The organism is Neobacillus sp. PS3-12, from assembly GCF_030915385.1.
Taxonomy (GTDB): Bacteria; Bacillota; Bacilli; order Bacillales; family Cytobacillaceae; genus JAEVLT01.
Genome location: NZ_CP133268.1, coordinates 4,207,773 through 4,233,335, shown reverse-complemented (window position 1 = coordinate 4,233,335; position 25,563 = coordinate 4,207,773). Strand labels below are relative to the sequence as shown.

At 39.9% G+C, this 25,563-nt stretch carries 21 protein-coding genes, 4 pseudogenes and 1 other annotated feature; all 25 genes and pseudogenes read right to left on the bottom strand.

Annotated features, from left to right (window positions below):
• Positions 1 to 27: 27 nt before the first annotated feature.
• Positions 28 to 675, bottom strand: coding sequence for an orotate phosphoribosyltransferase (pyrE, locus tag RCG17_RS21400; RefSeq protein ID WP_308172087.1), 648 nt, complete (start codon positions 673 to 675; stop codon positions 28 to 30).
• Positions 675 to 1,388: an orotidine-5'-phosphate decarboxylase gene (pyrF, locus tag RCG17_RS21395; protein WP_308172086.1), complete on the bottom strand. Its 714-nt coding sequence runs from the start codon at positions 1,386 to 1,388 to the stop codon at positions 675 to 677. Before pyrF ends, pyrE begins: the two co-directional genes overlap by 1 nt.
• The gene (locus RCG17_RS21390; RefSeq protein WP_308172085.1) at positions 1,388 to 2,299 is read right to left on the bottom strand and encodes a dihydroorotate dehydrogenase; all 912 of its coding nucleotides are present in this window, start codon (positions 2,297 to 2,299) and stop codon (positions 1,388 to 1,390) included. Before RCG17_RS21390 ends, pyrF begins: the two co-directional genes overlap by 1 nt.
• Positions 2,296 to 3,075 (bottom strand): dihydroorotate dehydrogenase electron transfer subunit, encoded by a 780-nt coding sequence (locus RCG17_RS21385; RefSeq protein WP_308172084.1) that lies wholly within the window; start codon positions 3,073 to 3,075, stop codon positions 2,296 to 2,298. Before RCG17_RS21385 ends, RCG17_RS21390 begins: the two co-directional genes overlap by 4 nt.
• A pseudogene (gene carB, locus RCG17_RS21380) lies at positions 3,072 to 6,278 on the bottom strand (carbamoyl-phosphate synthase large subunit). Before carB ends, RCG17_RS21385 begins: the two are co-directional and overlap by 4 nt.
• A complete protein-coding gene (locus RCG17_RS21375; protein WP_308172083.1) occupies positions 6,271 to 7,362 on the bottom strand; it encodes a carbamoyl phosphate synthase small subunit in 1,092 nt (363 codons plus the stop codon). Before RCG17_RS21375 ends, carB begins: the two are co-directional and overlap by 8 nt.
• A pseudogene (locus RCG17_RS21370) lies at positions 7,359 to 8,644 on the bottom strand (dihydroorotase). The gene RCG17_RS21375 and the pseudogene RCG17_RS21370 overlap by 4 nt, the downstream one beginning before the upstream one ends.
• Positions 8,607 to 9,547, bottom strand: a pseudogene (locus RCG17_RS21365) (aspartate carbamoyltransferase catalytic subunit). The pseudogenes RCG17_RS21370 and RCG17_RS21365 overlap by 38 nt, the downstream one beginning before the upstream one ends.
• Positions 9,548 to 9,721: 174 nt before the next feature.
• The gene (locus RCG17_RS21360) at positions 9,722 to 11,044 is read right to left on the bottom strand and encodes a solute carrier family 23 protein (RefSeq protein WP_308172082.1); all 1,323 of its coding nucleotides are present in this window, start codon (positions 11,042 to 11,044) and stop codon (positions 9,722 to 9,724) included.
• Positions 11,045 to 11,246: 202 nt separating this feature from the next.
• On the bottom strand, positions 11,247 to 11,789 hold the full coding sequence (pyrR, locus tag RCG17_RS21355; protein ID WP_308172081.1) for a bifunctional pyr operon transcriptional regulator/uracil phosphoribosyltransferase PyrR: 543 nt from the start codon (positions 11,787 to 11,789) through the stop codon (positions 11,247 to 11,249).
• Positions 11,790 to 11,978: 189 nt separating this feature from the next.
• Positions 11,979 to 12,885 (bottom strand): annotated as a pseudogene (locus RCG17_RS21350) (RluA family pseudouridine synthase).
• Entirely contained in the window at positions 12,857 to 13,348 is a 492-nt protein-coding gene (gene lspA, locus RCG17_RS21345; RefSeq protein ID WP_308172080.1) for a signal peptidase II, read from the bottom strand. Before lspA ends, RCG17_RS21350 begins: the two are co-directional and overlap by 29 nt.
• A 75-nt stretch (positions 13,349 to 13,423) precedes the next feature.
• Positions 13,424 to 13,711, bottom strand: a complete 288-nt coding sequence (locus tag RCG17_RS21340; protein WP_308172079.1) for a hypothetical protein — start codon at positions 13,709 to 13,711, stop codon at positions 13,424 to 13,426.
• A 159-nt stretch (positions 13,712 to 13,870) separates the two neighbouring features.
• On the bottom strand, positions 13,871 to 16,642 hold the full coding sequence (ileS, locus tag RCG17_RS21335) for an isoleucine--tRNA ligase (RefSeq protein WP_308172078.1): 2,772 nt from the start codon (positions 16,640 to 16,642) through the stop codon (positions 13,871 to 13,873).
• Between the two features lie 75 nt (positions 16,643 to 16,717).
• Positions 16,718 to 16,954 (bottom strand) — a binding site (T-box leader).
• Positions 16,955 to 17,003: 49 nt separating this feature from the next.
• Positions 17,004 to 17,519, bottom strand: coding sequence for a DivIVA domain-containing protein (locus RCG17_RS21330; protein ID WP_308172077.1), 516 nt, complete (start codon positions 17,517 to 17,519; stop codon positions 17,004 to 17,006).
• A gap of 88 nt (positions 17,520 to 17,607) precedes the next feature.
• Complete coding sequence (locus RCG17_RS21325; protein WP_308172076.1) at positions 17,608 to 18,381, bottom strand: YlmH family RNA-binding protein; 774 nt, start codon at positions 18,379 to 18,381, stop codon at positions 17,608 to 17,610.
• A 72-nt stretch (positions 18,382 to 18,453) separates the two neighbouring features.
• Positions 18,454 to 18,717: a YggT family protein gene (locus RCG17_RS21320; RefSeq protein ID WP_308172075.1), complete on the bottom strand. Its 264-nt coding sequence runs from the start codon at positions 18,715 to 18,717 to the stop codon at positions 18,454 to 18,456.
• A 6-nt stretch (positions 18,718 to 18,723) separates the two neighbouring features.
• Positions 18,724 to 19,185: a cell division protein SepF gene (locus tag RCG17_RS21315; RefSeq protein ID WP_308172074.1), complete on the bottom strand. Its 462-nt coding sequence runs from the start codon at positions 19,183 to 19,185 to the stop codon at positions 18,724 to 18,726.
• Positions 19,186 to 19,196: 11 nt separating this feature from the next.
• Positions 19,197 to 19,874 carry a YggS family pyridoxal phosphate-dependent enzyme gene (locus tag RCG17_RS21310; protein ID WP_308172073.1) on the bottom strand — a complete coding sequence of 226 codons (678 nt, stop codon included), beginning with the start codon at positions 19,872 to 19,874 and terminating at the stop codon, positions 19,197 to 19,199.
• A complete protein-coding gene (gene pgeF / locus RCG17_RS21305; RefSeq protein WP_308172072.1) occupies positions 19,874 to 20,701 on the bottom strand; it encodes a peptidoglycan editing factor PgeF in 828 nt (275 codons plus the stop codon). The genes RCG17_RS21310 and pgeF overlap by 1 nt, the downstream gene beginning before the upstream one ends.
• Positions 20,702 to 20,775: 74 nt before the next feature.
• Positions 20,776 to 21,045 (bottom strand): YlmC/YmxH family sporulation protein, encoded by a 270-nt coding sequence (locus tag RCG17_RS21300; RefSeq protein WP_308172071.1) that lies wholly within the window; start codon positions 21,043 to 21,045, stop codon positions 20,776 to 20,778.
• Positions 21,046 to 21,359: 314 nt separating this feature from the next.
• The gene (sigG, locus tag RCG17_RS21295; RefSeq protein WP_308172070.1) at positions 21,360 to 22,139 is read right to left on the bottom strand and encodes an RNA polymerase sporulation sigma factor SigG; all 780 of its coding nucleotides are present in this window, start codon (positions 22,137 to 22,139) and stop codon (positions 21,360 to 21,362) included.
• Positions 22,140 to 22,298: 159 nt separating this feature from the next.
• Positions 22,299 to 23,018, bottom strand: a complete 720-nt coding sequence (gene sigE / locus RCG17_RS21290; protein ID WP_308172069.1) for an RNA polymerase sporulation sigma factor SigE — start codon at positions 23,016 to 23,018, stop codon at positions 22,299 to 22,301.
• Between the two features lie 45 nt (positions 23,019 to 23,063).
• A complete protein-coding gene (gene spoIIGA / locus RCG17_RS21285; RefSeq protein WP_308172068.1) occupies positions 23,064 to 24,002 on the bottom strand; it encodes a sigma-E processing peptidase SpoIIGA in 939 nt (312 codons plus the stop codon).
• A 415-nt stretch (positions 24,003 to 24,417) separates the two neighbouring features.
• Positions 24,418 to 25,557, bottom strand: coding sequence for a cell division protein FtsZ (gene ftsZ, locus RCG17_RS21280; RefSeq protein ID WP_308172067.1), 1,140 nt, complete (start codon positions 25,555 to 25,557; stop codon positions 24,418 to 24,420).
• Positions 25,558 to 25,563 lie beyond the last annotated feature (6 nt).

The following is a 25,563-nucleotide window of genomic DNA, read 5'->3' as shown; positions in this document are numbered from 1 at the left end:
TTGAACGGGGTTCACTTGATAAACTACCTATGCTTTTTGTACTTCCCCATGTGCTTTACTCCATGCAGATGGATCTTTGCTCCATGCCAAGAGACTTTCTTGGTCATCCTGGCTGATGTAGCCTTTATTTATGGCAGCTTCTACAAGTACAGCAAAATTTGTTAGAGATTCTGTTTGGATATTAGCCTGCTGCAGCAGCTCTTTTCCTTTTTCCAGTCCATATGTAAAAATCGACACTGCTCCCAATACTTCGCAGCCGGCTTCCCTTAATGCTTGAACAGCAGTAATCACACTTCCGCCCGTCGAAATTAAATCCTCAACAACGACTACTTTTTGTCCTTTTTCCGCTTTACCTTCAATTTGGTTTCCTTTACCGTGTTCTTTAGCTTTTGAACGAACATAGCACATTGGCAGGCCCATTAACTCACTGACCCACGCCGCATGTGGTATTCCGGCAGTGGCAGTGCCAGCAATTACTTCTGCTTCTGGGAATTGCTCAAGAATGAGCTTTTTCAAGCCAGCAGCAATTTCTCTTCTCACTGCAGGATATGACAATGTTAAGCGATTGTCACAATAAATCGGAGAGCGCATCCCGGATGTCCATGTAAAAGGATCGGTTGGTTTTAAGGCAACCGCATTAATTTCTAGTAGTTGTTCTGCAATAAAGTGTTTCATTATTCTTCCCCTTTCCATGCTTGAATCCATTGTTGATAGCTTTTCAACGGGTCATCTGCTCTTGTAATCGAACGTCCCACCACAATCGCAGACACCCCTGCATCCCTGGCAAATTCCGGAGTTGCGACCCGCTTTTGGTCTTGAACCTGATCTGATTTCATGCGAATTCCAGGTGTCACTGTGTAAAAAGAACTGCCTAATCGTTTTCGAATCGATACAGCCTCCAGTGCTGAACAGACGACGCCATCCAAACCGGCACCCATCGCTAATGATGCATAATGGAGAACAGATTCCTTAAGCGCAACAGGAATCAACTGCTCTTTGTTCATTTGTTCTTCTGAGGTGCTAGTCAGCTGTGTCACGGCAATGCATGCAGGGCGATTTTGACCAGCCGCAGTGCCTGCTTCAAGTCCTTCAATTGCTGCTTCCATCATTTCTGTGCCCCCTGCAGCATGAACGTTAACTAGGTCAACCCCTAAGCCTGCAAGCCCCCTCATCGCACTTTTTACAGTATTAGGAATATCATGAAGCTTTAAATCTAAAAAGATCTGATGGCCCGCTTCTTTCAATGAATGGACAATGGATGGACCTTCTTGATAAAACAGCTCCATCCCAACCTTTAAAAAAAGCTTTTGGTTTTCAAACGGCTTTAAAAATTGCACAACCTCTTCTGCATTTGCAAAATCCAGCGCAACGATTAGCTCTTTATCCATTACTTCCAGCTCCTTCCCTGACACTCCGAAATGTGTTCATAACCCAATTTTTCAAGGAGTTTGGGCAATTCATCAATAATCGTTGGACAAACAAAAGGATCCACAAAATTTGCTGTTCCAACGGCTACTGCACTTGCACCTGCATAGAAGAATTCCACCACATCCTGAGCCGATTCAATACCGCCCATGCCGATGATTGGAATATTAACAACCTGGCTGACTTCATAAATCATTCGGATCGCCACAGGTTTAATTGCTGGACCTGACAGTCCTCCCGTTCGATTTGCTAAAATAGGCCGCCCAGTCTTTAAATCAAGTCTCATACCAACAAGGGTATTAATCATGGTTAAACCATCTGCGCCCCCTGCTTCTACTGCCTTTGCCATTTCGACAATATCGGTTACATTTGGAGACAGTTTTACATACACAGGAACTTCAGAAACTTGTTTTACCTTATAGGTCAGTTGTTTGGCGATCTCTGGAACTGTTCCAAAGGTAATCCCGCCTTTTTTTACGTTAGGACAGGAAATATTTAATTCAAGTGCATGGACATTCGGTGCCTTGGAAATTCTATGGGCAACTTCAATATAATCTTCTTCCGTTGTCCCTGCAACATTGGCGATAATCGGAACATCATAGTTTTCAAGCCGCGGTAATTCTTCAGACATTACCTTATCCAGGCCTGGGTTTTGCAAACCAATAGCATTTAACATTCCCGCTGAAGTTTCGGCAACTCGGGGAGTCGGATTTCCAAACCTTGGTTCGACCGTTGTTGCTTTGATCATAATGGCTCCAAGGACGCTCAAATCGTAAAATTGGCTATATTCTTTGCCAAAGCCAAAACATCCTGATGCGGGCATAATCGGGTTTTTTAACTTTAACCCTGGTAATTCCATATTTAAACGACTCACAGTACTACCTCCCCTGCCCGAAATACCGGTCCATCACTGCACACTTTTTTATAGGATGTGCCCTCTGGGTCGTCCTTTGTTTTACAAACGCAGGCAAAACAGGCACCAACCCCGCAGCCCATTCGTTCTTCCAATGACAAAAATACTTTTTTATTCGGGAACTTCTGTTCAAGCGCTCTTAACATCGGTAGCGGTCCACATGAATATAAAACATCAAATTCAATACCTTGCTGGTCAATAACATCGGTAACAAAACCTTTTGTTCCATGAGAACCATCAACCGTGGCAATAAAGGTTTGTCCATTTGCGGCAAATTCCTGTTCGTAAAAGACAACAGAATCTGTTTGAAAACCAAGGACGTGGATTACTTTCACATCATTTGCTTTCAACTGATTCGAAAGTTCATAAAGAGGCGGTACACCAATCCCACCGCCGACAAGTAAGGCTGTTTGGCCCATTTTAGTCTCATCAACTGGAAAACCGTTACCTAATGGACCTAATATATCAATGTCCATCCCTGCAACATGCTCAGCAAGCAAGGACGTTCCCCGACCGTCCTTGCGATAAATCATTGTAAGTTGTTTATTATTTTTATTATAAGATGATATACTGATCGGTCTTCTTAATAATGGATCATGACTGTTTGCCACTTTAATGTGAACAAACTGTCCCGGGGACTCAATATCTTGAATAAAGTCCCCTTTTACAGTCAACTCATAAATATCTTCAGCGATTTCTTTCTGGCTGATCACTTCACATATTTCTTTCCGTTTCATGCTAATACAGCCACCTTCTCTGCAGGAGTCATGGCTTCTGCTGAAAAATTCATTGACTCAACTACTCTTAAGATTGCATCTGCTGTATCTAAAGAGGTTAAACATGGAATGCCATTCTCGACTGCTTCACGACGGATTCCAAATCCATCTCTTTCTGGCTGCTTTCCTTTTGTCAATGTGTTGATGATAAATTGGACTTTGCCTTGATGGATGACATCAATTAATGTTGTCCCTTCTGCACCAATTTTTCCAACTACCTCAACTGGCAGACCGTTGGCTTTTAAGAAGGCCGCCGTTCCATTTGTGGCCATAAGTCGATAGCCATTGGCAACAAATCGTTTTGCTAAGCCTAATGCTTCTTGCTTATCCTTGTCAGCAACCGTAAATAACACTGTTCCAAATTTTTGGATGCTTATTCCTGAGGCAACTAACCCTTTATATAGAGCTTTCTCAAGCGTAAAGTCCTTACCCATTACTTCTCCAGTTGACTTCATTTCTGGTCCGAGAGTGATATCCACACTTCTTAGCTTGGCAAACGAGAAGACAGGAACCTTAACAAACACTCCTTCTTTCTCAGGGTAAAGTCCGGAATGATAACCTTGGTCCTCCAAGGAGAAGCCTAAGATTACTTTCGTTGCAAGTTTTGCCATTGGCACGTTTGTAATTTTACTTAAAAATGGCACTGTACGACTTGAACGAGGGTTTACTTCGAGCACATAGACCTGCCCGCCCGAGAGTACATATTGAATATTTAGAAGTCCAATAATGTTTAAGCCTTTTGCCATTCTTTGTGTATAATCAACCAGCGTCTGTTTCACTTGGTCAGAAAGTGTTTGCGGCGGATAAACCGCAATCGAGTCACCAGAGTGAACGCCGGCACGCTCGATATGCTCCATGATTCCAGGAATTAAAACATCTTTGCCATCGCAGATCGCATCTACTTCAATTTCTTTACCAGTTAAATAACGGTCAATCAGGACTGGATGCTCTGGATTTACTTTTACCGCATTTTCCATATAATGCAAGAGTTCTTCCTCGCGATAAACAATCTCCATCGCACGGCCTCCAAGTACGTAGGAAGGACGAACAAGTACCGGATAACCAATTTCTTTCCCGATGACAAGTGCTTCTTCAACGGAAAGGGCTGTTCTTCCCAGCGGCATTGGAATGCCCAGTTCCCTTAAGGCATGTTCAAATTTATCACGATCCTCGGCACGGTCTAAATCCTCAAGGCCTGTTCCAAGAATTTTTACACCATTGGCCTCTAATCTGGAAGCAAGATTGATGGCAGTCTGTCCGCCAAATTGGACAACAACTCCCATTGGCTGTTCAAGATCGATGATATGCATGACATCTTCAATCGTTAACGGTTCAAAATAAAGCTTATCTGAAATACTAAAATCGGTCGATACTGTTTCTGGATTACTATTGATAATAATTGCTTCATAGCCTGCTTCTTTAATGGCTTTTACTGAGTGTACCGTTGCATAGTCGAATTCGATCCCTTGACCAATGCGAATTGGCCCAGATCCAAGGACAATCACACTTTTTCTGTCAGTAACAACTGATTCATTTTCTTCTTCGTAGGTTCCATAATAATATGGTGTTTCTGATTCAAATTCAGATGCACATGTGTCAACCATTTTATAAACAGGGATGATACCATTTTCTTTACGATATTCGTAAATTGCCTGCTCGGTTACGCCCCACAGCTTGGCAATCGTTTTATCTGAGAAGCCTTTTTTCTTTGCTTCATGCAGGATGTCTTTATTAAAAGGATTTTCAGCCAACACTGCTTCAAGCTTAATGATCCGTTCCATTTTATGAAGGAAGAATAAATCGATTTGGCTCCACTGATGAATCGTATCGATGGTCACACCACGTTTTAGCGCTTCAGCAATGTAGAATAATCGTTCATCTCCTGCTTTCTTGATCCGTTTCTCCAACAGCTCATTTTCAATATCTGAAGCCCCATTTAATTCAAAATGGAATACACCTGATTCAAGCGAACGAATTGCTTTTAACAGGGATTCTTCAAAGTTGCGGCCGATCGCCATTACTTCTCCCGTTGCTTTCATTTGCGTTCCGAGAGAACGATTACCTAATTCAAATTTGTCAAATGGCCAGCGTGGAATTTTTGTCACCACATAATCAAGAGCTGGCTCAAAGCTTGCATAGGTTTTCCCCGTCACAGGGTTTAACATTTCATCTAGCGTTAGTCCTACTGCTATTTTCGCGGCAAGCTTCGCAATTGGGTACCCTGTTGCTTTTGAAGCAAGCGCTGATGAACGACTTACCCTTGGATTTACCTCAATGATATAGTATTTAAAACTATATGGATCAAGTGCTAGCTGAACGTTACAGCCGCCTTCGATTCCAAGAGCACGAATGATTTTCAAAGATACATTTCTTAATAATTGATATTCTCGGTCACTCAAGGTTTGACTTGGGGCAACAACGATTGAATCCCCTGTATGAACTCCCACTGGATCAATGTTTTCCATGTTACAAACAACAATCGCATTGTCATTGGAATCACGCATAACTTCATATTCTATTTCTTTGTATCCAGCAATACTTTTCTCAAGTAAACATTGGTGAACAGGACTATTCTTCAATCCGCTGGTAACAATTTCCTCAAGTTCTTCATGGTTTTTGCAAATTCCTCCGCCTGTGCCTCCAAGGGTATAAGCCTAACGGACAATGACTGGAAAACCAATTCGTTCAACAAATTTCTTCGCTGCTTCAAGGTCATGAATAATATCACTATCTGGGACTGGCTCATTTAATTCATTCATTAGGTTGCGGAATAGCTCACGGTCTTCTGCTTTTTCAATAGCTGTAAGCTTGGTGCCAAGAATCTCTACGCTGCATTCTTCGAGAACACCAGACTTTGCTAATTCTACCGTGAGATTTAATCCGCTCTGCCCGCCAAGTGTCCCCAGCAAGGCATCAGGTCGCTCTTTGCGGATGATCCTGCTGACAAACTCAAGTGTTAATGGCTCAATATAGACTGTATCAGCAATTTCTGTATCGGTCATGATTGTTGCTGGATTTGAGTTAATAAGAATAACACGGTATCCTTCTTCTCTTAAAGCAATACATGCCTGTGTTCCTGCATAGTCAAATTCTGCGGCCTGCCCGATTACAATCGGTCCTGAACCAATTACGAGAATAGTTTTAATATCTGTACGTTTAGGCATGCTGTCCAACCTCCTGTTTTGCTGATTCGATCATTTCCATAAACTTGTCAAATAAGTAGTTCGCATCTTCTGGTCCCGGGGATGCTTCCGGATGGTATTGAACCGTAAAGGCAGGATAATCAAGATGTTTAAGTCCTTCAACCGTTCCATCATTTAAAGCAATGTGTGTAACTTCTAATCGAGTTCCTGCAATCGAGTCAAGATCGACTGTATATCCATGGTTCTGTGATGTGATTGCAACTTTTCCAGTCGCTAAATCCTTAACTGGATGGTTTGAGCCGCGATGACCGAACTTCATTTTTGTTGTATCAGCACCACTTGCAAGCGCAAATAATTGATGTCCTAAACAAATTCCAAAAAGTGGTATCTTCCCTAAAACACCTTTTAGCATCTCAATTGCTTCTGGAACATCTTTTGGATCACCAGGTCCGTTCGATAACATAATTCCGTCGGGACGAAGCATCAGAATTTCTTCGGCTGTTGTATTATAAGGGACAACAATGACATCACAATCACGTTGATTTAATTCTCTAAGAATCCCATGCTTCATGCCAAAATCCACAAGCACAACTCTTTTTCCGCGACCAGGGCTAGGATATGGATTCTTCGTTGAAACCTGATGAACTTGATCCGTCGGCAGACTTTTGTTGCGCAGTTCTTCCAACACCTTTTCGGCATCCTCTTCAATGCTGCAAATTGCCCCTTTCAATGTTCCATATTGACGGATAATTCTTGTTAATTTTCGTGTATCAATTCCTGCAATCCCAGGTATCTTTTTCATGCGGAAATATTCGTCAATGGTGAATTCATTACGCCAGTTTGAAGGAAAATCTGCAGCTTCCTTCACAATAAAGCCACGAACTGCCGGATTAATCGATTCAAAATCATCTCGATTGATTCCATAATTTCCGATAAGAGGGTAGGTTAAAGTAACAATTTGTCCGCAATATGATGGGTCAGAAAGAATTTCCTGGTATCCTGTCATTCCTGTATTAAAAACGACTTCTCCAACTGTATCTGCATCACTGCCAAAGCCTTCTCCGATAAATATTGTTCCGTCCGCTAAAATTAATTGTTTCTTCATACTGTGACACGTCCTTTTTCCCAAGCAATTTTTCCTTCTGCAATCGTCATAACAGGCCAGCCTTTACAATTCCAGCCATTGAACGGTGTGTTTTTTCCTTTTGATAAAAATTCCTTTGGATCAATGGATTTTTCTTCATTTAAATCTAAAAGAACAAGATCAGCAGGTGCATTTATTTCAATCGTTCCTAACTGTAAGCCAAATGCATCAGCCGGCTTTTTGTTAAATAAGCAATTAATTGCTCAAGCGTCATTTTATTTTCAAGCACAAAGTTTGTATAAAGCAGTGGAAATGCAGTTTCAAGTCCGACAATTCCAAATGGTGCTAATTGCATTCCTTCACTTTTTTCTTCCATTGTGTGCGGAGCATGGTCGGTTGCAATAAAGTCAATTGTTCCATCCATTAGGCCCTCGATTAATGCAGCACGATCTTCGGCACCCCGTAGCGGCGGGTTCATTTTGTAATTTGCATCCAGCCCAGGAATATCTTCATCACATAATAATAGATGGTGCGGTGTAACCTCCGCTGTTACCTGGATGCCAGCACGTTTCGCATCTCGTACAGCCCGAACTGATTCTTTTGTACTGATGTGGCAGACATGATAATGACAGCCTGCTGCTTCCGCAAGTAAAACATCCCTTGCAATTTGAACTGATTCACAAACAGATGGAATTCCATTTAGACCTTGTTGCTTTGAAAAAGCACCTTCATGGACTGAACCTTTGTTTATCAGGGAATTTTCTTCACAATGGGCAACAATCGCAAGGTCATTTTCTGCTGCCTTTTTCATCGCTTCAAGCATCATTCCAGCCGATTGTACTCCTACACCATCATCAGATAAGGCAAAAGCACCAGCTGCTTTTAATCCTGCAAAATCTGTTATCTCTTGGCCTAATTCCCTGATTGTAATGGATCCGTATGGTAAAACCCGAACGTTAGCATTTTCCTTAATTCGAGCTTGCATTGATTCCATTTGTTCTTTTGAATCTGGAACAGGTCTTGTGTTTGGCATTGCCGCCACCGTTGTAAAGCCCCCATGAGCAGCAGCCATCGTTCCAGTAGCAATTGTTTCTTTCTTTTCACCGCCCGGTTCACGGAGGTGTATGTGCAAATCAATAAATCCTGGTGATACTAAGAGTCCCTGACCATCAATCTTTCGTTCTGCATCCTGTTCTAAGTTAGGACCAATTTGCTTAATGACACCATCCTCAACAAAAATATCCCCTTGTTGTATGTTTCCTTCTTTAGCTATGTAGCGCGTATTTTGAATAAGTAGTTTCATTTTTTATACCCCCATGTTGTATGCTTTCAAGCGATCTTTTTAATGCTGCCATTCTCACAAAAACACCATTTTGCATTTGTTTAAAGATTCTGGAACGCTCGCACTCAACGAGACTGTCTGCAATCTCAACATTGCGATTAACTGGAGCTGGATGCATGATAATACTTCTTGGTTGCATCTTTTTTTCTCGCTCTACTGTTAAACCATATTGCTGGTGATAATCATTTATTGACATATTTTCTTTTTCATGGTGACGTTCATGCTGAATGCGTAGAAGCATGACAACATCTGAACTTGCAATAGCTGTATCCACAGTTTCGTACTTACAATCGCCGATAATATCCTTATCAAACCACTGATCCGGGCCCAAAAAACAACCTCTGCCCCAAGTCTTCTTAAAATATTCGCATCCGAACGGGCAACACGGCTATGACGGATATCTCCAATGATTGCTACCTTTAAACCCGCAAATCGGCCAAATTCCTGTCTGATTGTTAATAGATCAAGAAGTGATTGGGTCGGGTGGTGACCGCAGCCATCCCCTGCATTAATGATTGGAATTCCAACTTTACCATTCAATTCTTCAAAGTATCGGTCTTGCTCGTGACGAATAACTACTGTATTTACCCCTATTGACTCTAGTGTTCTAACGGTATCGTAAAGAGTCTCACCTTTTTGAACACTGGATGTTTTCACTTCAAACGGAATAACATTTAGACCAAGCCTTCTTTCCGCCATCTCAAAGCTGCTTTTTGTTCTTGTACTTGGTTCAAAAAATAAATTTGCAGCAAACATAGGACGGCTTGGATTCCATTCCATTCCATTTGCGAAGCCTTGCGCTTCTAAAAGAATTTCTAACACCTCTTCAACTCTTAAATCCGTTGTAGTTAGTAAATGTTTCATCCCAAATCCCCCCATATGTTTCGTAATGTTTAAAAAAAGCACCCTAAATCAAGTGATTAGGGTGCGGTAGTTTTTGTGTCCCGGTGTTGTTCTTTAACACTCCTTACACAATTATAACTAAATATCATTTTGCACCCTTATATGTCTCTCATGGACGTATTTAAAAGGTTCGTTCTATGCTAATTTTTTAATCGTTTTTTTTTCAGTTTCTGTTTCAGTTTCAAACATATCATCTGCTGATACATCCGGTTTCCCAGGCAGGACAAGATTTAAAATGATTCCGATAATGGCTGCTAGTGCCATCCCTTGAATTTGAAATTGATCAGATATTTTAATAAAGGCCCCACCAATACCAATGACTAAGATGACAGATGAAATCGCAAGGTTTCGGTTATTTCCAAAATCAATTTTACTGTCGACAAGCATTCTTAATCCTGATGATGCGATAATTCCGAATAACAGGATGGATACCCCTCCCATTACAGGTGTTGGAATTGAATGAATCAATGCTGTAATTTTACCGATAAATCCAAAGATAATTGCGGCAACTGCTGCACCGGCAATGACGTACACGCTATATACACGAGTGATAGCAATGACACCAATATTTTCACCATAAGTAGTTTTTGGCGGACCGCCGATTAAAGCTGAGATAATACTTGCTGTTCCATCACCGCAAATGGAACGATGAAGGCCCGGATCTTTTATATAGTTTTGGCCAACTACTTTACTAAGAACAAGCTGGTGACCGATGTGCTCTGATAAGGTAACCACTGCAACAGGGACAATCATCAGGACGATATCCCATGAAAAATTCACTTTATAGCTCACAAACGGGAAGAGAAATTTTGGCATTTCAAACCAATGAGCTTCGATTACAGGTTTAAAATTGACGATTCCAATAAATACTGAATAAATATACCCGATAATAATTCCGGCAAGAATCGGAATGATACTTAGCATTCCTTTGAAACAAACCGAGAAAATAATTGTTGCAACCAAGGTTACAAGTGCTGCTGAAAAGTAGAGAAGACTATATTTACCAGCAGGGTTATCCATTGCCATACCTACTGCTGTACCCGATAATGCCAAACCGATTACAATAATAACTGGACCAACAACGACAGGTGGAAGCAATCTCATTAACCACTCATATCCTGCTTTTTTAATAATAAGCGAAACCAGCCAGTAAACTACACCCACAACAAATGTCGCAATCATTGCTTTTCCTGCACCGCCTTGTGCTTTTAAGGCAATAATTGGTGCAATATATGCAAAGGAAGAGCCAAGATAGGCAGGAACTTTCCATTTTGTCAGGATAATAAATGCTAACGTTCCTATTCCGCTTGAAATTAAGGCCAGTGCTGGGCTTAATCCTACCAGATATGGTACAAGTATAGTTGAACCGAACATGGCAAATAAGTGCTGTAAGCTCAATGTTATCCATTGTCCAGGTTTTGGTATTTCATTAACCTCAAGAATTGGTTTGGTACTCATTTTGTTCTCCTCCTATAACGTTCCCACGAGCTCTATTTTGATTACATTGTGGGCTTTTTTAAGCTTGTTCTTTTTAGAATAACCTTTTTTCAATAAAAAACCCCTTTGTGTGCTGATGTACAAAGAGGTAGAATCCGCCAAGAAAAAGCTTTGGGAACATTCCCCTTTGACAGCCTCACAGGACTGCAATTAAAAGGGTTATTTATCTGTCATGTATACTTACTTGATCAATTTTATCAAGTTCAACTAACTCAACAACAATTTTTTCTGAGCCTGAAGTTGGAATGTTTTTTCCAACATAATCCGCTCGAATTGGCAGTTCGCGATGTCCGCGATCAACTAGCACGGCAAGCTGTATCGATGAAGGGCGTCCAATATCCATAAGAGCATCCATTCCCGCTCTAACCGTTCTGCCTGTATATAGAACATCGTCCACAAGGATAATAATCTTATCGGTTATCCCTACAGGAATATCTGATCCTTTTACTAAAGGCTCTTGATCCACTGTTTTCTTTGTTAAATCATCACGATAAAGAGTGATATCAAGTTCGCCAACAGCAATTGGGTTTCCTTCAATCTCCATTATCCTTTCAGCTAAACGTCTAGCTAAGTAAATTCCTCGTGTGCGAATTCCCACAAGAACACAATTTTCAATCCCTTTATTTTTTTCGATGATTTGGTGGGATATCCTCGTTAATGCCCTGCGAATCGCCTGCTCATCTAATACAAGTGCTTTAGCTGTCATGGTCTACACCTGCTCCTTTTCATAAAAAAACCCCTCACCATTCCGAGCGGTGAGAGGTACATGATTAAAGCAAAATAGAAGCATAGCTCGCTCTATTATAATCCGTTTCCTTCTCAGCCTCACGGGACTGATTTTAAAGGCTTATTTAACTATTGTTATCTTACTTTACATTGTTTATTGTGTCAATCATTATTTTCGAAGTTGATCGAGAAGCTGTTTAAAATCTTCAGGCAGTGGTGCTTCAAATTCTAAATACTCCCCGCTTCTTGGATGGGTAAACCCAAGTACTCCCGCATGCAATGCCTGTCCGTCAATTTCAAGCGTTTTTTTCGGACCATATTTTGGGTCTCCTGCAAGCGGGTAGCCAATGTACTTCATATGAACACGTATTTGGTGTGTGCGTCCTGTTTCCAATTGACATTCAACTAACGTAAAAGCATTAAATCGTTCCAAGACGTGGAAATGGGTGACAGCATGCTTCCCATCATCTACTACCGTCATACTCTGGCGGTCCTTTGGGTCTCTTCCCAGCGGAGCATCGATTGTTCCAAAATCGTGTGGAATCACACCATGAACAATCGCTTTATATTTTCTTGTGACCGTTTTTTCAACAAGCTGATTCACAAGGCTTTCATGCGCCATATCATTTTTTGCCACCATTAACAGTCCAGAGGTGTCTTTATCAATTCGATGAACAATTCCAGGTCTTAAGACACCATTAATACCTGATAAATCTTTGCAATGGGCCATTAAACCATTTACAAGTGTACCTGTTAAATGACCTGGTGCAGGATGAACCACCATCCCGCGCGGTTTATTTACAACCAGGACATCTTTGTCCTCATAATAAATATCCAAGTCCATTTCCTCTGGAAGAACATCCAGCACTTCCAGGTCTAGGTATGAAGATTTCAATCTTATCATTGATTGAACATTTATAATTACTCTTAACGGGGCTTCCATTAACGAGAACATGCCCCTCTTTAATCCATTGCTGAACCTGTGTTCTTGACCATTCTGAATCAAGCATGGAAACAGCTTTATCAATTCTGTCTCCTTTTTGTTCCTCAAGAATGATGTGTTCCATTTTCTCCATAAGATTTCTCCTTTGTTTCTCTCTCGTCCCGAAGCATCACAATCATTAATAGCACTACACCGATACAAAGAGATGAATCCGCAATATTAAATACCGGAAAATTATAGCCAAGAATATAAGTGTGAATAAAATCAACAACTTCTTTTCTGATAACGCGGTCGAGGAAATTACCGATTGCTCCTCCCAGCATTAGACCAAGTGAGATTCCTAAGAGCCACTTGCCTTTTGCTGCTTTTTGAATATAATAGATGATTGCAATAATGACAACTAGTGTTATCGCATAAAAAAGCCACATTTGCCCCTGCAATATCCCCCATGCGGCTCCTCTGTTACGGTGCGAGGTAATGTAAAGAACATTATTGATGATTGGAATACTGTCACCAAAGGTCATTTTGCTGACAATAAGCCATTTTGTAAACTGATCCAATAGAATAATCAATATTGCAATTAGGTAATAAAACACTAAGAAAACCTCCACATCTTCTCGGATACTTCCTTAGCATTTTAGCATACTCAAGGCCATAACGAAAATGGTACATTAAAAATAAAGCGGTTTTCGATAAAAGCTCTTAAAATTCCCCAAATCATGAACAGACTTTAATGTAGGGACAGATTTTAAAAGTTCCTCGGGAATTAAATCTCCAGAGAATTCACACAATCCATAATTTCCATTTTTTACTTTTCTAATGGCTGACTGAATATCTTCGAGTTCTTCTTCCAAAATTGATTTTAATCGATGATTCGCATCTTTATTTTGCAGTGATTGTAAAACTTCTTGTTCAGTTTGACGGAGTTCATCGTACAGCATTTCGTGCAGTGCATCCATGTTGTCTACCTCCGCAAGATGTATTGTTATTTTATTATTTCCGTTCAGCCTTAACAGACACGTTTAAACATTTGACAATGACTGCAACAATTAGTCAGGAAGGATTTTTTTTCAAAAAAAAGCTCCCATTGGGATAAATCCCATGGAAGCTTTTTGGAATTAAGCAAGATTTGAATAGTTCTGTTTTACGACCTCGGCACAGCGATGGCAAAGTGTTGGATGTTCTGGCTCCTTACCAACTTCAGGTGTAATGGTCCAGCATCTTTCACAAGTTTCGCCTTCTGCTTTTGAAATAACAATTGCTGCAGTTTCAAGTTTCAAGGCATTTTCCGGTGCATCTTCATAAGTTCCGGCCACTTCAAAATCAGAAACTATAAACAGCTGTCTTACACTTTCTTGAATCCTATCAAGAAGTTTTCCTGTTTTTTCACTTACATATAACGTTACTTTTGCATTTAACGATTTACCAATAACTTTTTCGTTCCGAGCTTCTTCAAGTGCCTTTAAGACATCATCACGAAGTCGTAAAAATGCATTCCATTTCTCCTCAAGCTGTTCCGCATTTTTTAGTGCCTGAACTTCTGGCATATCGGTTAATTGAACACTGTCTTCTTCAACAGCAGGGATAAATTTCCAAACCTCATCTGCCGTATGAGCAAGAATTGGTGCTGTTAATTTAGTTAGAGCCAATAGTGACTCATATAGAACCGTTTGAATGGAACGGCGCTCATGGTTATCTTTTGCCTCAATATAGAGAACATCTTTGGCAAAGTCTAAATAAAAGGCACTCAGGTCAAGGGTACAGAAATTATTTACTTCATGATAGATGACTGCATACTCATAATTTTCATAGGCATTCCGAACATTTTTGATTAATTTATTTAATTTTACAAGCATAAACTGATCAACTTCTCGTAAGCGATCATATTCAATTGCATCTTTTTCAGGTGAAAAGTCTGCTAAGTTCCCCAGCAAAAAGCGGAACGTGTTACGAATCTTCCGATAGACTTCTGCAACCTGTTTAAGAATAGCGTCAGAAACGCGCACATCTGCCTGATAATCCACTGATGCAACCCAGAGTCGCAGAATATCGGCACCAAGCTGGTTCATTACTTTCGCAGGAACTACCGTGTTCCCCAGTGATTTACTCATCTTACGGCCTTCACCGTCAAGAGCAAAGCCATGGCTTAGCACACCTTTATATGGTGCATTCCCAGTAACAGCAACAGCCGTTGATAAGGAAGAGTTAAACCAGCCGCGGTATTGGTCTGAGCCTTCCAGATAAAGGTCTGCTGGACGCTGCAGATCTTCTCTTTCTTCCAAAACAGCTTGATGCGAAGAACCTGAATCAAACCAAACATCCATGATATCTGTTTCTTTTGTAAAGATTCCATTTGGACTTCCAGGATGCGTAAAGCCTTCAGGAAGAAGATCCTTTGCCTCACGTTCAAACCAAACATTTGAACCGTGTTCACGGAACAATGATGAAACATGATTAATGGTTTCATCGTTAATAATGGCTTCACCATTTTCAGCATAAAAAACTGGAATAGGCACACCCCATGCACGCTGACGGGAGATACACCAATCTCCCCGATCACGAACCATATTAAATAATCGGGTTTCACCCCATGCAGGTACCCATTTTGTTTCTTTAACAGCATCAAGAAGTTGCTCACGGAAGTCTTTAATCGAAGCAAACCACTGTGCAGTTGCTCTAAAGATAACAGGTTTTTTCGTTCTCCAGTCATGTGGGTAGGAGTGAGTAAAAAACGAAAGCTTTAATAACGCACCCGCTTTTTCTAATGCCTCGGTAATTGGTTTATTGGCCTTATCATAAAATAAGCCTTCAAAACCAGGCGCTTCTTCTGTCATGCAGCCTTTATCATCAACAGGACATAGAACTTCCAAACCATATTTTTGACCAACGTAAAAGTCGTCTTCTCCATGTCCTGGAGCAGTATGAACACAGCCTGTTCCGGCATCTGTTGTTACATGCTCGCCAAGCATAACAAGTGAATCACGTCCATATAATGGATGTAATGCAATGATCCTATCAAGGCTTGATCCTTTTACTTTTTGAACGACTTCTGGATTTTCCCAGCCAATTTCGTTCGCTGTAGATTCTAATAGAGCTTCAGCCACTAAATACTTTTGATCATTTACCTTCACAACGACATAGGTTAAATCCGGATGAACGGAGATTCCAAGGTTTGCCGGAATCGTCCATGGAGTTGTCGTCCAAATTACGATTTCAGTATCAGTATCAAGAACACCCTTGCCATCTTTTACTTTAAAGCCAACATAAATAGATGCAGAACGTTTATCTTGATATTCAATTTCTGCTTCAGCAAGTGCTGACTCACTGGATGGTGACCAATAAACAGGCTTTTTCCCTTTATAGATATAGCCTTTTTTCGCCATCTCTCCAAAAACCTTAATTTGTTGAGCCTCATAAGCTGGTTTAAGAGTAATATATGGATTTTCCCAGTCACCTCGGACACCAAGACGCTTAAATTGTGTACGTTGATTATCAACTTGCACCAGTGCATATTCCTCACAAAGCTTTCGGAATTCAGCAACAGTCATTTCTTTGCGTTTTACCCCTTTATTTGTTAAGGCTTGCTCAATTGGAAGACCATGTGTATCCCAGCCCGGTACATATGGAGCATGAAAGCCGCTCATTGATTTAAAGCGAACGATAAAGTCCTTTAAAATTTTATTTAAAGCATGACCCATATGAATATCGCCATTCGCATACGGAGGTCCATCATGTAAAACAAACATTGGACGTCCCTTTGTCCGCTCCTGTACTTTTTGATAGATATTCATTTCTTCCCATTTCGTTTGAATTTCCGGTTCTCTTTGTGGAAGATTACCACGCATCGGAAAATCGGTTTTCGGCATTAATAACGTATCTTTATACTCCATTTATTCTTCCTCCTGTATTTCACTCTTGTCAACAGAATAGACTAAAAATCAAATAAAAAAACCTTCTCATCCCAATATAGGGACGAGAAGGTTTATTCCCGCGGTACCACCCTGATAGACGGCAGTCTTTCTGCCATCCTCTTATGACCATTCGTAACGTGAATAACTCGCCGCAACTTACTCTCAATTGATTTCAGTTTGGAACTCCAGGGTGATTTTCCAATTTTTCACCTTTTTTCGGGCTCCCACCATTCCCGATTCGCTGTTAAAAAGTTATTTGAAAAATTGTACTGTCCCCTTCAACGTCAATGCCCATTCTATTTTACTGTTTAAAAAATTATATGCGAAACAAACAAAAACGTCAAGCTAATGAATCTTCTGCTTCAGATGCTTTTAATTCAGTGGAATCCAATTCATATTCCAGCAAATGATCCCAATCATCATTATTTAACAGATCAAGCTGAGCCTCAACCAACATTTTGAAACGAGTTCTAAATACTTTTGACTGTTTTTTCAATTCCTCAATTTCCAGCGCAATTTTTCTTGCTTTAGAAAGAGATTCATTTACAATTCGGTCTGAATTTTTTTCGGCTTCTTTAATAATAAGTTTTGCTTCTTTTTGTGCATTTCGCTTTACTTCTTCTCCGGCTTCTTGCGCAATAATAATTGATTTATTTAATGTTTCTTCTATACTTGAAAAATGACCTAAACGGTCTTTCATATCTGAGAGTTGTTCTTCAAGTTCCTTTTTCTCGCGCAGAACTAATTCATAGTCCTTAATTACTTGGTCAAGAAACTCATTTACTTCATCTTCATCGTATCCTCTAAAGCCCTTATTAAATTCTTTATTGTGTATATCTAACGGCGTTAATGGCATGATGCCACCTCCATAATCCTTTGTCTAAAAATTTATGTATATACATTCATTCGACAAATTTCATTTTTTTCCTTCAACTGCAAAAAATTTATTTTTGTTTTCCAATCGTGATCCGCCATTTATCCTTTTTTGTTTTCCCATCTATTAACAAGATTTTCACACGGCCAAATCCCCTGGCAGAGATAAGATCACCCATTTGACACTCAAATGAAGGACTTTCCGTTATTATCCAGTTTACTTTCACAAGGCCTGATCCAATCAATACTTGGGATTTTTGGCGGGACAAATGATGAATACCCGATAAAGCCGTATCCAATCTCAGCGACGAGATGGTAATTGTATCTTCTTCCCATAGTTCTCCGGAATCTATTGCACTTTCAAGATCCAGCTCCACTAAGGAGACAGATGCTCTCCCAATGGACTGTACTTGTCCAACAATATAACTACCCACATCCTCGCAGACAAAAAATTGGATTCTTTTGTCTTTCAGAAGGATATCACCGAACTTTCCGCGTTTTAAACCGACTGACATTAATGTACCCAACACTTGAGGATGCTCAATTGTGATAAATTTTGAAGGATAGTCAATTTCAAATAAACTGATTTGAAAATCATCTTTTGTTACGTTTTCATAATCAGGCATAATAATGGCTCTTTTTCTTTCTGCGTTCTTGTCTCCTCCAAAAAATTCACATTTCACATCAGAGTGTTCGCCAATCAACATTTTCATAATGTGCTGTTCTCTTGGATCAAGGAAATCCGTAAGTTTAGGTGTGAAGGTTCTTTCGACCATGTCCTGCCAATTTAACACCTGGTCGATGTATTCCTTTTCTTCGGGACGGAAGTGTTGGTATATATTCATGACCTAAAAAACTCCCCGTAAAAATAGCAGAACACAGAGATAAAATCTCATCTCTGTATTCATTTTAAAAAGTTATGCAATCCAATTAAAAAGTTGTGCAAGTCCGCTTACAGCAAATTTCAACACGAAAATTGCCACAATTGGGGAAATATCGATCATCCCCAGAGGAGGAATGATTTTTCGAAATGGTTCAAGGTATGGTTCGCAAATTCTCGCAAAAAATTGACCAACTTTTGAAGTTCTCGCATTAGGGAACCATGACATTAAGATATAAATAATTAATGCATAGTAATACACATTAATGACATCTACTAACAAGTTAAAAACGATATTCATTCTAATTTACCACCTCGTATCTTGAAGATCATGCTCCTGAATTAAGTCCGAAATATTCCCAGAAATTTCAACATTATCAGGTGTGCAGAGGAAAATACTTGGGCCTATTTTTTGGATATCTCCCCCAATGGCATAAACCGTCCCGCTTAAAAAATCAACAATTCGTTTTGCTTGATCATGCTCAATGCGCTGCAAGTTCACAATCACAGCTCGGCGATTCTTTAAATGGTCTGAAATTTCCTGCGCTTCGGAATACACACGCGGTTCTACTAAAATAACCTTCGATGCTTTTTGGACACTCTGCAAGCTGACTACATTTTGGGCTTGCGGTTTTACAGCCTGTTTAACAGGTTGTTGTTGTTTTTGATGTTTGATCATAGGTTCCAGTTCCTCTTGATATTCTTCTTCTGGTTCATCATATTCATCTTCTAAAAAGAAAAATGATTTAAATTTTGATTTAATCCCCATTTTGACACCTCCTAATTCTCATCACCGACAAGGGCTGTACCAATTCTAATCATCGTTGCCCCCTCTTCAACTGCAATCGAAAAATCATTCGACATTCCCATTGAAAGTTCTTTACATGGTGCATAAGCTAAATGAAGCGCCTGCACTTCATCTCTTAACTCTTTTAGCTGCCGAAAACATCTGCGAAGAACACCTTCATCACTTGTTAACGGAGCCATTGTCATTAAGCCTTCGATTTGAATATTTTCTAACCCGCTTAGCTGTTTAACAAAAGTAAGCACTTCATCCGCTTCCATTCCATGCTTGGACTCTTCACCAGAAACATTTACTTGAATCAAACATTTTATCGGTTTACCAGCCCGTTTACTAATCTCTTCAGCAAGGGACAAACGGTCCAGAGAATGGATATAATCTACTATGTTAATAATATTTTTAACCTTTCTGGTTTGCAATGAGCCGATAAAATGCCACACAGGCTTGTCCTGTAAGATTTCCCATTTTGCTAAGAGTCCTTCATCACGATTCTCTCCAAGGTTTGTAACACCTGCTTCAAGGGCTTCCATAGCTCTTTCAACACTTACATATTTAGTGACAGCAATGAGTCTTACTTCCTCTGGATTTCTGTTTGCCTTTTGACAGGCTTCATTTATTTGTTGTTTTATCACTTCAAGTTTTACAGCAACTTTCATCAAAAACAAGAATCCTCCTTCCAACCAATGAAACTTAACATTCTTCCTGTTCGGCCATGGTCGCGGCGATGTGAGAAAAATTTATCTTGGTCGCAGCTGGTACAGTATCCAGTTGAGGAGATGTTTTCATTGGGCACTCCCGCTTTTTGCAGCACAAGCCGATTCACTTCACGTAAATCTAAACAATATTCATTTTCTTTTACTAAATTATATGGTTTTTCTTCGACATCTACTAGTATATTTTGAACTAAATCGATAACACGTTTATCTACAATATAACATTTTTTACATATTGATGGGCCTATTGTGACAAATATTTGTTGGGGACGAATTCCCTCCATCCCCCAAAGCTCGACCATTTCTGCTGCAATTTGCTTAACAGTGCCTTTCCAGCCCGCATGTGCAGCACCGATCATTCCCCATTCAGGGGCTATAAAAAAGAGCGGAACACAATCAGCATAGCATAATGTTAATAATATCCCTTTTTCATCCGTGTAAAAACCGTCTGTTCCCTTAAAAGAGGTGTCATAAAGATTAGAACCTCTTCCCCTGTCAGCCCTGGTTACTTTCTGAATTTGCTTTTCATGGATTTGTTCGGCACCCACCCAATGCTCCAACGGAAAACCAACGTCTTCTGCCACTTTTTGACGGTTTGTACAAACATCTATGAGCACATCCCCAACGTGAAAACCAAGATTCAAACTATTAAAGGCTTCTTTACTGTAGCCTTCATTTTTAGTCGTCATTCCTGCGACTAAATTCTTATATTGGTCCGTCCAATTTTTGATAAGAAAAAGGGATTCTTGCTGTAAAACAAATGGTTCCATGAAAGTACCTCTCTATGTTTTTCTATAGTCTACCATAATTCGCTAAAGAAATGGTTATTGTCACCAACAATACGTTAATCATTCACAAGGTCTGAAGTTGTATTATCAGCTGTTGAATATCTTACCAAAATAACATCTTCTCCAATTTTTAAGATATTGCGCCACGGTATAACGATATCTTCATCCTTGCTAAAAAGCCCTAGCATCCTTCCGCTTTTTCCAATAACAATTGCCTCAATTTTTCCAGTTGTTAAGTTAATATCAATATCTCCAATATTACCTAGTTTTTTTCCATCGGAAATATTCACAACATCTTTTATTTGAAATTCAGATATTCTAACCATTAAGTGACCTCCCCGAAAAGTGTACTATAGAAAATATATGATTCTTCAGCTTTAATAAAACCTTTAGAAAAAAATAAAGCTTCCAATAAATCACCGCATTGAACATGTCTGTTGATTGGCGCTCCAGGCACTTCGCTTTCCGCAGGCGTGCCTCCCTGCGGAAAGCGAGTGCCCGAAGCGGAAATCAATAGGCCCATTTGCAGGAACCATCAATCAATTTGGTATTTTAAATCGATAACAAAATAAAAAATTGCCGAGGGAAATGCCCTTTCTCGACAATCTGAAAAAGCTGCCCTTTTGGACAGCTTTAGTCATTAACTTTGTATATTCTTATTCATTTGTCTAATAGCTGCTTTTTCAAGCCTTGAAACTTGTGCTTGCGAGATTCCAATTTCATCAGCGACTTCCATTTGTGTCTTTCCTTGAAAGAAACGTTTCCTGAGGATTAGCTTTTCTCGGTCATTTAACCTTCTCATTCCCTCTTTTAACGCTAATTCTTCAATCCAATGTGTGTCTTTATTTCTTTCATCACTTAATTGATCCATCACATAGATCGGGTCTCCCCCATCGTTATAGATAGGCTCAAATAAAGAAACAGGATCTTGAATAGCGTCAAGGGCAAAAACGATTTCCTCATGCGGGACATCCAAAACCTTAGCAATTTCTTCAGCCGTTGGCTCGCGGGAGGTTTCACTCATTAACCGTTCCCTAACCTGTAATGCCTTATAGGCAATATCGCGGAGTGAACGGGAAACACGGATCGGATTATTATCCCTCAAGTAGCGTCTAATCTCCCCAATAATCATTGGTACTGCGTAGGTAGAAAACTTTACATTCTGACCTAGATCAAAATTATCAATGGATTTCATAAGTCCAATACAGCCAACCTGGAACAGGTCATCAACAAACTCGCCCCGATTATTAAATCGTTGGATGACACTTAAAACAAGTCTCAGGTTTCCGTTGACCAGTTTTTCACGGGCACTAATCTCGCCCGCTTGCATTTGCTTGAAGAGTAATCTCATTTCTTCGTTCTTTAAAACAGGAAGTTTTGATGTATCGACACCGCAAATTTCAACTTTATTTCGAGTCAAACCCTTTTTCCCTCCTCACAGGAGTTGCTGTACAAAAAACAGTATCTCCTTGAGAAGGAAAAATATGCACTTGTCCTAAGCCCTAAGACAGCTAAAAATTATAGAAATATAGTAAAATTCCCTAGTTTATGCCATTTTACTTTTAAAAATATTTTTTGATTAAACCATTTTATTAAATTCTTTACGGAGTCTTTTTATGATTCTTTTTTCCAGTCTCGAAATATATGATTGCGAGATACCAAGCATGTCGGCAACATCCTTCTGTGTCTTTTCTTCGCCATTTGCGAGGCCAAAACGCAATTCCATTATTTGTTTTTCACGGTCAGAGAGTTGATGTAATGCTTTTGTCAGCAGCTTTCGATCAACATTTGCCTCAAGATCCTTCGTTATAATATCCTCATCTGTTCCAAGAACATCGGATAGTAAAAGTTCATTCCCATCCCAATCAATGTTTAATGGTTCGTCAAAAGATACTTCTGATCTTATCTTATTATTCCTGCGCAAATACATTAGAATTTCATTTTCAATACATCTTGATGCATATGTAGCAAGCTTAATTTTCTTTTCAGGGTTAAAGGTATTTACCGCTTTGATAAGACCGATGGTTCCAATACTGATTAAATCTTCAATGTTTATCCCTGTATTTTCAAACTTTCTCGCAATATAAACGACTAATCTTAAATTTCTTTCAATTAAGATTGAGCGAGCAGCCTTATCTCCGCTAGGCAATTTTTTTAATAATAGTTCCTCCTCATCTTTACTTAAAGGAGGCGGCAATGCTTCACTTCCGCCAATATAATAGACTTCATCGGTTTTAATTCCAAGCTTAATAAGAATTTTGTACCAAAGATATGATAGGTGAAGCCGCCACTTTTTCATGAATGTTCCTCCTTCTAAATTGCGTATTTCCTGAGTATAGTAATATTAGCTTACCTTCTCTGAATCCTTGCTGCCCCGTGACCCCGTCAGCATTTTAGGATGTACAATACATTCAAAAGCGTTGTCAGCGGAAAGCTGCTGCATCGTAAATGACACGAGTCCTTTTTCACACATGTATTGGTCATTGTCCTTGCTGATTACGATCTGATCAGGTTTAATCGCTGCAATCAGCTGTCTCTCTTGTCCAACCACACTATACGGAACGACTCTTAGCCTGTTTTGCCATTCTGTCGGGATTTCTAAGCTGCCCATAATCACTGCCTCTCCATCATTTGCTAGCATCTTTATCGGCTCAGAGACCTGTTCAAATTGCTGTTTTATCGAAACAAACATCACAGGCATTTTCGACAATGGATCATAAAGCTGATTACCACTATCAACTAACCCTTTAAAAATTAGAACATCTCCATTAATTGAAACGCTAACGTCAACAATTTGATCATATTGGATTTTTACCATTTCCAAACTCTCTATATTGGTTTTAGAGAAATGCCATGCAATCGGAAAGCCAAGTAACACAAAAAGCCAGCTGATTGGATCACCAAAACCTTGAGCACTTGAAAGGATTACACTTGTTGTTAATCTGGAATCATATTGAATAAAATAGTGTGCTCCAATTAGTGCACCTCCAAGTAAAAAAGTAGCTAAATACAGTGTCATCAATCCTTTGAAGAAGTAACTCCATCTTTTGTAGCCGAATACTGTAAGAATCATGAGGATTGAACAAATGAATTTGCTGATTGGATGGTTCGTCATACTGCTGATTGGTGTGAACGCAAGGATGATGATCATAGATCCGATGAAACCACCGGCTGCCAGCCTCCAAATGCGAATCTTACGCTTTAGAAATAAGGCTGTTAAATAAAGGAGCAGGCTATCAAATAAAAAGTTTAACAACCAAATAACATCCAAATAAACAGTCATGTTTAATCCCCCGCAGTAACCCCCAAATTGCTTTTTGTCATCGACCTTTCTATCATTTTTATTTTCTGTTTAGGGAAAAGTATATCGTATCTTTCATGCTAATACTGTCAGTTTCTGTTAACAAAAAATCAGAAATTTATGCGGATTTTGTCTGATATATTTTGTTCTATAAACAATTGGCTGTGTTAAATTTGGCTGTTGATTTCCACTCCAGGCACATGCTTCCCGCGGGCGTGCCCGGGAGACTCCTCGGCGCTTAAAGCGCCTGTGGGGTCTCCCCTGCCCCGTACTCCCGCAGGAGTCAAGTGCCTTCCGTTCCAATCAACAGGTTTAAAAAATCACCAATTTCCTTTAACACAGCTAACAAATAAAAAGGCATAGCTCCTGATGGGCTATGCCTTTTTTACGATCATATTTATCTTCTGCGGTTACGATTGCGCAGGAAGGTTGGAATATCCAATGCATCTTCCTGTGATGAAGAAGATGTCCGCTGTGGTTGTGGTTCTTGCTGCGGTTCTTCTCGTTTCGGTTCTCTTTTTACTACACCAATATTGGATTTAGGTTGTCCGAATGAAGGCCTTGTGATTTTAGGTTGTGCTACATCCTCTCTAAAACCAGTAGCAATAACAGTTACAATAATTTCGTCCTTAAGGTTTTCATTGATAACTGAACCAAAAATCATATTTACTTCTTGGTCTGAAGCCGAAGCCACAATATCAGCAGCTTCCTGAACTTCATATAGGCTTAAATTCATTCCGCCTGTAATATTCATTAAGATCCCTTGAGCACCATCGATTGAAGTTTCCAATAATGGTGAGCTGACAGCTTTTTTAGCTGCTTCTACTGCACGATTCTCACCTGCGGCCACTCCTATACCCATTAATGCAGAACCCTTGCTTGACATAATCGTTTTTACGTCAGCAAAGTCAAGGTTAATAAGACCAGGGGTAGCAATTAAGTCAGAAATACCCTGAACCCCTTGACGAAGAACATTATCCGCTTCACGGAAAGCTTCAAGCATTGGTGTACTTTTATCCACAATTTCTAACAGTCGGTCATTTGGAATGACAATTAAAGTATCAACTGCTTCTTTCATGGCTCCAATTCCGCCAGAAGCTTGATTAGCACGTTTTTTTCCTTCAAAAGTAAATGGTCTTGTAACAACTCCAACGGTTAATGCCCCAAGATCTCGGGCAATTTGAGCGATAACAGGGGCTGCTCCTGTTCCTGTTCCGCCTCCCATTCCTGCAGTAACAAATACCATATCAGCACCGCTTAAGGCAGCTTCAATTTGTTCTTTACTCTCTTCTGCTGCTTTTTTCCCAACCTCAGGATTTGCTCCAGCTCCAAGACCTCTGGTCAATTTGGCACCTATTTGCATCTTTACTTCTGCTTTAGATAGGTTTAATGCTTGAGCATCTGTATTGACAGCGATAAACTCAACACCTTGAACGCCGTGCTCGATCATTCGGTTCACCGCATTATTTCCACCACCGCCAACCCCGATGACTTTTATGGTAGCAAGAGAATCTAAATTTGTATCAAACTCTAACATGACAAA